The sequence below is a fragment of the Parahaliea mediterranea genome (assembly GCF_003402235.1).
GTDB lineage: Bacteria > Pseudomonadota > Gammaproteobacteria > Pseudomonadales > Halieaceae > Parahaliea > Parahaliea mediterranea.
In genome coordinates this window covers 249,104-260,532 of record NZ_QEWO01000002.1, presented here as the reverse complement: position 1 = coordinate 260,532, position 11,429 = coordinate 249,104, and the positions used below count along the sequence as shown (strand labels likewise).

The 11,429-nt window shown below is 64.1% G+C and carries 10 protein-coding genes; 3 read left to right on the top strand and 7 right to left on the bottom strand.

All coding sequences use genetic code 11. The features are described 5' to 3' along the window. The gene (locus tag DDZ17_RS06760) at nt 1-639 is read right to left on the bottom strand and encodes a peroxiredoxin family protein (RefSeq protein ID WP_116365217.1); all 639 of its coding nucleotides are present in this window, start codon (nt 637-639) and stop codon (nt 1-3) included. Between the two features lie 121 nt (nt 640-760). Here DDZ17_RS06760 and DDZ17_RS06755 point away from each other — a divergent pair, with 121 nt between their 5' ends. Then, nucleotides 761-2,485: an SLC13 family permease gene (locus DDZ17_RS06755; protein ID WP_116365216.1), complete on the top strand. Its 1,725-nt coding sequence runs from the start codon at nt 761-763 to the stop codon at nt 2,483-2,485. 243 nt (nt 2,486-2,728) lie between these two features. Continuing rightward, a complete protein-coding gene (locus tag DDZ17_RS06750; protein WP_116365215.1) occupies nt 2,729-4,132 on the top strand; it encodes an energy transducer TonB in 1,404 nt (467 codons plus the stop codon). On the opposite strand, the gene DDZ17_RS06745 is transcribed toward DDZ17_RS06750, so the two are convergent. Next, entirely contained in the window at nt 4,110-4,733 is a 624-nt protein-coding gene (locus DDZ17_RS06745; RefSeq protein WP_241505806.1) for a class I SAM-dependent methyltransferase, read from the bottom strand. The genes DDZ17_RS06750 and DDZ17_RS06745 overlap by 23 nt on opposite strands. Before the next feature lie 115 nt (nt 4,734-4,848). On the opposite strand from DDZ17_RS06745, the gene DDZ17_RS06740 reads away from it, so the two are divergent. Next, complete coding sequence (locus DDZ17_RS06740; protein WP_170150172.1) at nt 4,849-5,508, top strand: TetR/AcrR family transcriptional regulator; 660 nt, start codon at nt 4,849-4,851, stop codon at nt 5,506-5,508. Nucleotides 5,509-5,529: 21 nt separating this feature from the next. On the opposite strand, the gene DDZ17_RS22795 is transcribed toward DDZ17_RS06740, so the two are convergent. The 5 genes from DDZ17_RS22795 to DDZ17_RS06715 all read right to left on the bottom strand — a co-directional run bounded on the left by DDZ17_RS22795 (nt 5,530) and on the right by DDZ17_RS06715 (nt 11,366). Continuing rightward, nucleotides 5,530-5,763, bottom strand: coding sequence for a cold shock domain-containing protein (locus tag DDZ17_RS22795; protein ID WP_241505844.1), 234 nt, complete (start codon nt 5,761-5,763; stop codon nt 5,530-5,532). Nucleotides 5,764-6,245: 482 nt separating this feature from the next. After that, nucleotides 6,246-6,458, bottom strand: coding sequence for a cold-shock protein (locus DDZ17_RS06730; protein WP_116365212.1), 213 nt, complete (start codon nt 6,456-6,458; stop codon nt 6,246-6,248). Nucleotides 6,459-6,564: 106 nt separating this feature from the next. Further along, nucleotides 6,565-9,333 carry a valine--tRNA ligase gene (locus tag DDZ17_RS06725; protein WP_116365211.1) on the bottom strand — a complete coding sequence of 923 codons (2,769 nt, stop codon included), beginning with the start codon at nt 9,331-9,333 and terminating at the stop codon, nt 6,565-6,567. A gap of 113 nt (nt 9,334-9,446) precedes the next feature. Continuing rightward, nucleotides 9,447-9,872 carry a DNA polymerase III subunit chi gene (locus DDZ17_RS06720; RefSeq protein ID WP_116365210.1) on the bottom strand — a complete coding sequence of 142 codons (426 nt, stop codon included), beginning with the start codon at nt 9,870-9,872 and terminating at the stop codon, nt 9,447-9,449. A 6-nt stretch (nt 9,873-9,878) separates the two neighbouring features. Next, complete coding sequence (locus DDZ17_RS06715) at nt 9,879-11,366, bottom strand: leucyl aminopeptidase (RefSeq protein ID WP_116365209.1); 1,488 nt, start codon at nt 11,364-11,366, stop codon at nt 9,879-9,881. Nucleotides 11,367-11,429 lie beyond the last annotated feature (63 nt).

The following is an 11,429-nucleotide window of genomic DNA, read 5'->3' as shown; positions in this document are numbered from 1 at the left end:
TCAGTCGCCGCTGGCCAGCACGCGCTGGGCAAAGTCCAGCGCGGCGGCTGAGTCCACCCGGCTGCTATAGGCCTCGATGAACAGCTTGCCGGCCACCCGCCCCTTGGGATCGATGATGATCATCCCCGGATGGGGGATGCCGTACTGGCGATCACCCGACTGGTACTGCTCGTTGAGAATACCCAGAGTCTTGAAGCTCATGGCGTCGATGTCCGACAGCAGGGGCAGGGTAATGCCGTGCTTGTCGGCAAAGGCCTGTTGCTCGGCGGGACTGTCGTAGGTGATGGCCACCAGGCCGATGCCGGCGGCGTCGAAGGCCGCCTTGTGGGCCTGCAGCTGCACCATTTGCTTCATGCAGTAGGGGCACCAGACCAGCGAGCGGCTGGCAACCAGCACTGTGCCCGCCGGGCCGGCAAAGTCATCCAGCAGGCGCACTGTCTCGCCCTTGTGGCGGGCGTGCACCCCGGGGAAGCGCGAACCCAGCGCCGGGCCCGGGTCAAAGCTGTCGGTGTCCGCCGGCACAAACATGCCTTCGGTAACCTTGCTGTAGGCCGCTTCCTTCAACTGATCCTGGCAGCTGTACAGCAGGGCGATGGCAAGCAGCAGCAGGGCGGCAAAAACAATAAGAACACGTTGCATGAGGCGGGCCGTTATTAGCTTATGCGAATTTGGTTAGTGTATCTGGGCCGGGCCAGCTTGTCCCTGTATCGGGCGATTGCGTATGCTTGCGCAACCCGGCCAAGGCCCAAGAGACCCCTGTATGATCGACCAGTTACTGATTTCGGCTGTTTTCCTGTTCCTGCTGGGCAGCCTGATTTTCACTGACTGGCCGGCGTCGCGCATTTTCGTCGGCGCCATGCTGGCAAGCTATTTTGCCGGCCTGGTGGATACCGACGAGATTCTCGACAAGGCGTCCAATAGCGGGCTGATTACGCTGATCCTGTTGCTGCTGGTATCGGTGGGGCTGGAGCGGCTGTCCTGGCTGAATCGCCTGTCGGGCAAGCTGGTTGGCCCGAGCCTTGGCCTGAGTCTGCTGCGCCTGGGCGGCGTGACCGCGCTGTTTTCCGCCTTCGTCAACAACACCGCGGTGGTGGCCACCCTGGCCCAGACCGTGCGCAACAACCGCCACCACCCGGCTTCGCGCCTGCTGATCCCCCTGTCCTATGCCGCCATCCTGGGCGGTACCATGACCCTGATCGGCACCAGCACCAACCTGATCGTGAGCAGCTTCCTGGAAGATGCCACAGGCCAGGGCCTGTCGTTCTTCGACTTTATCGTGGTGGGCGGCAGCGCCACCGTGATTGGCCTGGCGGTCATGTTTCTCTCGGTGCGCTTGCTTCCCGCCGATAGCAGCGAGCGCATCGACATCAATGAATACCTGATCGAGGCGGAAGTTACCGCCGGCTCCAGCCTGATCGGCAAGACCATCGCCGATAACCAGCTGCGCGACCTGGACGATCTTTTTCTGGTTGAGATTGTGCGCGACGAACACCTGATCTCCCCGGTGGCGCCCAGTGAGTACATCGAGGCCGGCGACAAGCTGATTTTCTCCGGCGACATCAAACAGGTGGGTGTGCTGGATGCCCTGGACGGCCTGCAGCTGTTTGCCGTGGAGGAGGGCCTGCTGCGGGAAAACATGATGGAAGTCATCGTCATGCCCAACGCCAGCATCGAGGGCAAGACCATCAAGGACAGCGGCTTCCGCTCGCTCTTTGACGCGGCGGTCGTGGGCATGCGCCGCGGCGGCAAGCGCCTGTCCGGCAAACTCGGCAACATTACCATTCAGGCCGGCGACAACCTGATGCTGGCCACGGGTCCCGACTTCCACGATCGCAACAACCTGGGCAAGAACTTTGTGGTGATCGACGACGCGGTCAACGGCACCAACACCACGCCGCTGCAGAACTGGGTGGTGAGCCTGGGGCTGGCCGGCATTGTCACCCTGTCGGTGCTGGAGCTGCTGCCGCTGATCAAGGGCCTGTCGCTGCTGCTGGTGGTGATGCTGGCGCTGCGCCTGGTGCGCGCATCCGAACTGCGCCGGCGCTTTCCGTTTGAAATCTGGCTGATCATCGGCTCCGCCCTAACCCTGTCCCAGGCGCTGACCAACTCCGGGCTGGTTGCCCAGTTGACTGGCGGCCTGCACAGCGAGCTGTCCAGCCTGGGGCCCTACGCCGCGCTGGCTGGCGTGTACCTGGGCACCCTGCTGCTGACCGAGATGATGACCAACAACGCCGCCGCCGCCCTGAGCTTTCCCATTGCCTTCGGGCTGGCGGAAAGCTATGGCCTGAGCCCCATGCCCTTTGTCATGGCGGTTGCCTTTGGCGCCAGCGCCAGCTTCCTCACCCCCTATGGTTACACCACCAACCTGATGGTGCAGAACCTGGGCGGCTACACCCTGCGCGACTACGTGCGCGCGGGCCTGCCTGTCTCGCTGGCCTATTCGGCGGTGGTGCTGGTGCTGCTGCCTCTGGTGTTTCCCTTCTAGGCAGGGCGCCTCCATCACCTTTTACGAAAAATTCTCATTTATTAACGAGAATCGTTTGCAAATAAGAATTACCTGAGCTAACTTAAGTCCTGCAGACCCCCGGCGACACTACCGGATGCCGGGAATGCGGCAGCATTGCGGGCGCCCCCCTGGGCGCCCGCCTTTTTATGCACGCGCCAATCACTTACTCTTCCCTCATTCAGCCGCCAGCCCCGGCGGCGCCAATCTGCCTATGAGGAAGCCATGACACGCCTGTGCCTTCGCACGCCGCATCGCCATGTGGGGCTGGCCGCTTTTCTGGCCCCTGTGCTGACTCCTGTACTGGCCGCCCGGGCACTGACCGCCCCAGCACTGGCGTGCGTGCTTGCGCTGACGGCGGCCGGTGCCCTGGCCGATGACACCGCCAGCCCCTATGGCGAGCGGCTGGTGCGCAGCGGCCAGCAGTGGAGTGATGGCACGCTGCCTGCGCCACCCGCTGGCTTTGCGGCGCCGGCGCCCGCCGATGCAGCGCAGTCGCTTGCGGCCTACATCCGCCAAATCGAGGCGCTGCAGCGCCAGGGCGGCCCCTACGCGGCGGGTCTGGTGGAAAACCTTGAAGCCATGGCGGATTTGCAGGCCCGCAGTGGCGATCTGGCCGGCGCGCAATCCCTGTACACCCGGGCCCTGCACCTGCAGCGCATCAATGAAGGCTTGCGTAGCGAGGGCCAGCTGAGTCTGTTGCAGCGCCTGATCAGCCTGGCCCGGCAGACCGGCGACCTGGAGCAGCTGGACGATCGCTATGACTACCTCTACTTCCTGCAGGGGGCTGGCCGGCAACCCCGGGACGAGGCCGCGGTGACCGTACAGCTGGCTTATTTACGCTGGCAGCGGGAGGCGCTGCGACTGGGGGTGAGGTCCAGCCAGGGGCGCAGCCGCCTGCTGGCACTGCTGGATTTGAACGATCGCCTGCTGGGGGATGACGGCGCGGCACAGGCGCTGACTCCGGCGCTGCGCTGGCAGCTGGTGCAGAGCCAGTTGCGTAATCTCTACCTGCTGCAGGATTCCCTGCCGCCGCCCTTTGACGAGGCGGGCATGCGCCTGCAGCGCGCCTATCGGCCGCTGAGTGCCAATGAACTGGATCACGAACGCCAGCGCCTGGAACAGCAGCGCCGCAATGGCCTGTTGCGCGGGCGCAAGCTGCTGCAGGACTACCTGGCTACCGCACCAGCGGGTGCGCCGTACACCTTTGCCGCCCAGCTGGCCCTGGCGGACTGGTTCCAGTGGCACGGCCAGAGCCGCCGGGCGGGCGAGTTTTACGCCGCACTGGCAAAGGACTTGATAGAAGCCGGCGCCGAAGCGCAGTGGCGGGACTGGTTCGACGCGCCGGTGGAGCTGCCGGATAACGGCGCCTTCTGGCAGGCGCTGGTGCCAGGGCAGGCGGCGGACGGGCCGGTGACGGTGAGCTTTGAAGTGACCGAGCAGGGCAGGGTGCGCAATGCGCAAGTGGTCAGTGTGCCCGACGCGGCCGAGAACGCGCAGTTTGCCGTGCTGCGCGAATTGCGCGATGTGCGCTTTCGCCCCCGGCTTGATCGCCAGGGCCAGCCCCTGGCGAGCGCGCTGCGGCGCGATTATCTGTGGCTGCCGCTCAGGCGTTCTCAATGGCCATGATGGCCCCGCGCGCCTCCACGTTGCCGCGGGTGCGCCATTCAATCAGGTCGGCACAGTGGCGCTCGACACAGCCCTCGGCCATTTCCAGAAAGGTGGAGCGCTCCGGGTCGGCAATGTAGATGTGCTTGACGCCGGCTTTTACCGCCCGGTTCACCATGTTGGAGACCGGCTTGACCAGTTCGTCCCAGAAGCAGATATCGGCGGCGATCAGCATGTCGTACTTGCTGAGCTGCTTCACCGTCAGCTGCTCGAAGCGGCGGGCCTGCGTTTTGACCTCGACCCCGTTGATCGCAGCCACTTCATGCAGGTAGGGGAACACATCCGGGTCGGCATCCACCGAGGTGACCTTGGCACCGAGTTTTTTTGCGCACCAGATGCCGCCAATGCCCCAGCCGCAGCCGACATCAATGACCCGCTTGCAGTGCGCCGGCGGGTGCTTCTTCAGGTAGTCAATCAGCAGGGCGCTGGATTTCCAGAACTTGTTGCCGTGGATGGACGGCACCGTGCCCTGGCGGCGTACCTTGCGAATGGCTGGGTGACTGGAGGTGGGGATGCTGACCCCGCGAAACGTTCTGGCTACCACGGGTCTCGATCGGGTCAAGGGGCTGTCCTTTTCGTCAGATTTTGCTAGAGGCTGGCAGATCATTGTGGCATTTTGCGGTGAAGGAATACCAGTCGCGCCTCGCCATCCGTGTGCGACAGCCGGAGAAATCACCATGAGCCGAATGCGACCCCCGGTCGAACTGCTGGAAAAAAACCGACCGCGCCAGGCGCGGGCCAAGCGCACCTACGAAAACATTCTGATGGCCGCCGCCGAGTTGCTGGTGGAAGTGGGGGTGGAGCGCATCTCCACCAACCTGATTGCCGAGAACGCCGGCATTACCGTGCCCGCCCTGTACCGTTACTTCCCCAACAAATATGCTGTGCTGTATGCCCTGGGTGCGGTGCTGATGGATCGCCAGAACGTGATCTTTGAGCAGTGGCATGAGCGCCACTACGCCGACGGTGGCGTGGCCGGGCTGATGGGCAATGTCGAGGAGTTGCTGCTGGAAACCTACCGGGCCACTCGCGACCAGGTGGGCGGGCACGAAATCACCCAGGCCCTGCGGGCGGTGCAGCCCCTGCAGGAGCTGCGCATGGAGTCCCACGAGATTGTGGCGCGCCGCTTCAGCGACCTGGTGGCCGAGGCCCTGGGCGTGGCGGTGGACGAGGAAATGCTCATCCACGCGCGGATTTCCGTTGACACGTTTTACGGTGTGGTGGAGCTGGCCCTGGGCGACAACGACCTGCCGCCCCAGGCGGTGCTGCACTGCGGCGCCAGTATGATCAGCGCCTACTGGCTGGATCTGATCAAGCGCCTGGGCAAGGCCGACTGAGCCTGCCTGAGGCCCGCCGGCTCAGTCGAGGGCAACCACGTCCTCGGCCTGGGGGCCCTTGGCGCTGCTGCCCACCACAAAGTCCACCCGCTGGCCGTCGCGCAGGCTGCGGCGCCCGTCGCCGCGGATGGAGCGGAAGTGAACGAAGATTTCTTCGCCGTCCTCGCGGATGATAAAACCAAAACCCTTGGAGACGTTGAACCATTTCACCGAGCCCGTCTCGCGCGGTGCGCCGGCGGGGACGTTCGAGGCCACCTGGGCAGGGCTTTTGGGCTGCCGGCGGCCCTCGTCGCCGGCGCGCCGCGCGTGAGCTTGCGGGGCGCTGTGTGCGGTGGGCAGCAGGGCGGTGATGAGGGTGGCAGCGGCAAAGCACAGCAGCAGCGGCACGTTGCTGAGGTCGGCGCCGGCGATCACTGAAGCGGCGCCGTAGGCGAGGGCGGCAATCAGCAGGCTGAGAATAATACGGATGGTCGTTGTCATGATGGTCCCCATTGTGGATTGTCAATTGTCGTTTGTTGTGTTGGTAGCGGCCAAGTGCCGCGAGAGCGCACAAGGTCTGTGGCGTACGCTCCTTTTTTCACCACCCATGTGCGCCACCTGTGCCCAAAAAAACCGGACAACCGGCAACAGCAGGCCATGCCGTTACCGTGGTGGCGTAATGTGCAACGATGGGTGGGGCCGTCCTGTCAGCGGGGAAGCGCTTCGCTGCCCGTGCTTCCCCTGCGGCGACGCTGGTCCTACAGCTTTAACACATCTTCAGCCTGCAGACCTTTCGGGCCTTCGACGAGCTTGAACTCGACCGACTGGCCTTCATTGAGTGTGCGGTAGCCATCACCCTGAATGGAACGGAAGTGCACGAAAACATCGTCGTCACCTTCCTCGCGGGTGATGAAGCCAAACCCCTTGGCATTGTTAAACCATTTTACTGTGCCATGGACACGATCACTCATACCACTTTCCCTCGGTTACCACTTCTTATTATTCCCCGCCACCCAATGCGGCGGGGCATTGAAACCTTACCGACCGAGGTTGATGTGGCTGCGGCCAGGCCGCCGCCTACATCTGCGCTATGCGCTGCTCCTGTTCCCGGAGCTTGCCTAGCGCCATCTGCTGGGCCTGCTGCTTTTCGCGTTCCTTGGCCACAACCGCATCGGGGGCCTTGTCGACGAAGGCGGCGTTGTTCAGTTTGCCTTCAATGCGCGACAGCTCTTTTTCCAGCTTTTCAATTTCCTTGGCGAGGCGCTTAAGCTCGGCGTCCTTGTCGATCAGATCCGCCATTGGCACCAGGATTTCCAGATCCCCCACCAGTGCCGTTGCTGCTACCGGCGCTTCCTCGCCATCGGCCACAAAGCGGATGTCATCCAGCCGGGCCAGTTTTTTCAGGGCGGTGGCATTTTGTTCCAGTCTGGATTTATCGCTTTCGCCGCCATTTTTGAGCAGTGCCGTGAGTGCTTTGCCGGGCGGAATATTCATTTCGCCACGAATGTTTCTCAGGCCCACGATCACGCCTTTGAGCCATTCTATATCTGCGTTCGCGGCGCTGTCCACGCTTTCACCCTCGCCAATGGGATAGGGTTGCAGCATGATGGTGGCGCCGGATTTTCCAGCCAGCGGCGCCACGGCCTGCCATACCTCTTCGGTAATGAAGGGCATGAAAGGGTGCAGCAGGCGCAGGGCGGCTTCCAGCACCCGGATCAATGTGCGGCGGGTGCCGCGCTTGGCGGCTTCGCTTGCCTCGTCGTCCCACAGCACCGGCTTGGACAGCTCCAGGTACCAGTCGCAATACTGGTTCCAGATAAATTCGTAGAGGGCCTGGGAGGCGTGGTCGAAGCGGTAGGCCTCCACCGCTTTGGCAACAGCGGCCTCGGTCTGCTGCAACTGGCCGATGATCCAGCGATCGGCCAGCGACAACTCCACCTCGCCATCGCCGTTCTGGTCGCAGTCCTGGCCTTCGCAGTTCATCAGCACGTAGCGGGCGGCGTTCCAGATTTTGTTGCAGAAATTGCGAAAGCCCTCGATGCGGCCAATATCAAAGCGAATGTCACGGCCGGTGGAGGCAAGGGAGTAATAGGTAAAGCGCAGAGCGTCGGTGCCGTAGGCGGCAATGCCCTCGGGGAACTGCTTGCGCGTGGCCTTTTCGATTTTTGCCGCCAGCTGGGGCTGCATCATGCCGGCGGTGCGCTTGGTCACCAGTGCTTCGAGGTCGATGCCGTCGATCAGGTCGATCGGGTCCAGCACGTTGCCCTTGGACTTGGACATTTTCTGGCCTTCCGCGTCCCGCACCAGGCCGTGCACGTAAACGGTGTGGAAGGGCACTTCCCGGCGGAAGTGCAGGGTCATCATGATCATCCGGGCGACCCAGAAGAAGATGATGTCAAAGCCGGTCACCAGCACCGAGCTGGGGTGGAAGGTGGCCAGTTCCGGCGTTTCCTCCGGCCAGCCCAGGGTGGAGAAGGTCCACAGGGCGGAGCTGAACCAGGTGTCCAGTACATCTTCGTCCTGGCGCAGGGTGATGTCGGCGCCCAGGTTGTGCTCGGCGCGCACGGCGGCTTCGTTCTCGCCAACGTAGATGTTGCCGGCTTCGTCGTACCAGGCGGGAATGCGGTGGCCCCACCACAGCTGGCGGCTGATGCACCAGTCCTGGATGTCGCGCATCCAGGCGTAGTAGGTGTTTTCCCACTGCTTGGGCACAAACTGGATGTCGCCGTTCTCCACCGCTTCGATGGCGGGTTTGGCCAGGGTTTTTGCGTCCACGTACCACTGGTCGGTCAGGTAGGGCTCGATAACCACGCCGGAACGGTCGCCGCGCGGCACCTTGAGGGTGTGGGGCTCGATCCTGTCCAGCAGGCCCAGCGCGTCCAGGTCGGCCACCACCTGCTTGCGCGCCTCGAAGCGGTCGAGGCCGCGATAGGCCTCTGGCACCTCGTCATTGAGGGCGGCATTGTCGTCCAGGATGTTGATCATGGGCAGGTTGTGGCGCTTGCCCATTTCGTAGTCGTTGAAGTCGTGGGCCGGGGTGATTTTCACGCAGCCGGTGCCGAATTCGCGGTCCACGTAATCGTCGGCAATGATGGGAATTTCGCGGCCGGTGAGGGGCAGGGCGATGGCCTGCCCGACCAGGTGGGCGTAGCGCTCATCCTCCGGGTGAACCGCCACCGCGGTATCGCCGAGCATGGTTTCCGGGCGGGTGGTGGCCACGGTGAGGTGGCCGTCGCCGCTGGCCAGCGGGTAGCGGAAGTGCCACAGGGAGCCCTGCTCTTCTTCCGACAGCACCTCCAGGTCGGACACGGCGGTGTGCAGGGCCGGGTCCCAGTTCACCAGGCGCTTGCCGCGGTAGATCAAACCCTCGCGGTAGAGGCGAATGAACACTTCCTGCACCGCCTTGCTCAGGCCCTCGTCCATGGTGAAGCGCTCGCGCGACCAGTCCGGCGATGCGCCCAGGCGGCGCAGCTGCTGGGTGATCTGGCCGCCGGACTGCTCCTTCCACTCCCACACTTTCTCGATGAACTTGTCGCGGCCGAGGTCATGGCGGGTGAGGCCCTGCGCTTCCAGCTGGCGCTCCACCACCATTTGGGTGGCGATGCCGGCGTGGTCGGTGCCGGGTTGCCACAGGGTGTTGTCGCCGCGCATGCGGTGGTAGCGGATCAGGGCGTCCATGATGGCTTCCTGGAAGCCATGGCCCATGTGCAGGCTGCCGGTGACGTTGGGCGGCGGGATCATGATGCTGAAAGCGTTGTCGCCGCCCTGGGGCTGGAAGTAGCCGCTGCTTTCCCACTGCTGGTACCAGCGGGTTTCGATGTCGGCGGGTTGGAAGGTTTTGTCCATGGAAAAGAAATCCGGAGAAAGTCGGAATGGGCTGAAAAAAGAGCGGAATTATACGCGCTGGGCCGATGCTGGGCCAGCACCGCGGGGCTGCGTTGACGGCCCAGGCGGGCAGCTCAGGCGGGCAGGTCGTGCTTTTCGAGCTGGTAGCCGCGCTCGCGGTAAAAGCGCCATGAGTCGCGCAGGACAGCCAGGCTGTCCGGCTCCTGGGTAACCACCTCAGCCACTCGCTGAAAGCGGCCAAAAAACCCCGGAATGCCCAGCTGCAGGTTGATCAGCAGGTCGTCGTGATCGACCGGCTCCTGGCCCCAGCCGATGGCGATCTGCTGCGCCTGCGCGGTGCCGGCCAGGCCGTGGGGCAGGAAGCTGGCCGGGCGAAAGCTCCACAGCAGCGCATCGAGCTGGGCGGCCTGGGCTTCGTCGGCCGCATTGATGTAGATACGGTGACCGCGGGCGAAGGCTTTGTCTGCCAGCCGCGCGGCAACGCGCAGGCGCTCGGCCTCGCCGCTGGCCTGAACCACGTAAAAGCCGACCCGGGTCACGCTGTATCAGCCCGCGCGCTGTTGCAGGTAGCGGGTGAGCAGGGCCACTGGGCGGCCGGTGGCACCCTTGGGGGCGCTGTCCCAGGCGGAGCCGGCAATGTCCAGGTGGGCCCAGTCGTACTTGTCGGCAAAGCGCGCCAGGAAGCAGGCCGCGGTAATGCTGCCGCCGCCTGGGCCGCCGATGTTGGCCATATCGGCAAAGTTGGACGACAGCTGCTTTTGGTAATCGTCCCACAGGGGCATGCGCCAGGCGCGATCGAAGGTTTGCTGGCCGGCTTCCAGCAATTGGTCGGCCAGCTCGTCCTTGTTGGCGTACAGGCCCGAGGCATGCGAGCCCAGGGCCACCACGCAGGCGCCGGTGAGAGTGGCAATGTCCACCACGGCGGCGGGCTTGTAGCGCTCGGCGTAGGTGAGGGCGTCGCACAGCACCAGGCGCCCTTCGGCGTCGGTGTTGAGAATCTCGATGGTTTTGCCGGACATGCTGGTCACTACGTCGCCGGGCTTGGTGGCGCCGCCGCTCGGCATGTTCTCAGCGGCGGCCACAATGCCCACCACGTTCAGCGGCAGCTGCAGGTCACGCACGGCCTGCAGGGTGCCAAACACCGAGGCGGCGCCGCCCATGTCAAATTTCATCTCGTCCATTTTGGCGCCGGGCTTCAGGGAGATGCCGCCGGTGTCGAAGGTGATGCCCTTACCCACCAGCACGTAGGGCTGGTCTTTGGCCTTGCCGCCCTTGTATTCCATGATGATGAGCTTGGCGGGCTGGTCGCTGCCGGCGGATACCGACAGCAGCGAGCCCATGCCCAACTCCTGCATTTTCTTCTCGTCGAGAATGCGCGCGGTGAGGTTCTTGTGGCCGCGGCACAGGCTGCGGGCCTGCTGGGCGAGGTAGGTGGGGGTGCAGATGTTGCCCGGCAGGTTGGCCAGGTTGCGCGCCAGGTTGACGCCGCCGCCAATGTGGGCGCCGCGTTCCAATGCAGCCTGGGCCTTGCCGGCAGGCAGCGCCTTGCCCGGGTTCACCGCCAGTTTTTTCAGGGCCAGTGCCTTGCGCGGCTTGGACACCGTCTCGGTGTAGCGGTAGGCCGCCGCGGTCAGCAGGCGGGCAAACTGTTCCAGGGCTTCTTCCAGGTCCAGCTTGCTGCCGGCCAGGTCGCCCAGGTGCAGCACGGCGTCGGTGGCGCCGCACTTGTTCAGGCGGCGGTACAGGGCGTCGGTCACCTCGCGCACGGTGGCCAGGGTGATTTTGTCGAGTGGGCCAAAGCCCAGCAGCAGTACCCGCTTGGCGTTGCCAATGGCCGGCAGCATGCTGCTCTGGCCGGGCTTGCCCTCGAAATCACCGAGGGCCATCACGGCGTTGGCGAGGCCATCGCCTACTTTGTCAAAATCCAGGGCAGCGTCGGACAGGTGTTTGCCAAAGACGGGGACGATGGCGCACTGGGTTTTGCCTTTGCTGGCGTCGGCGCTCTGGCGCGCGCTGAAAGTGATAGCGGTCATGGGGTTTCCTTGCTTCGCATCGAGACGCGGTAGTGTATGATGTCGGGCGCCCAAACTGAACCG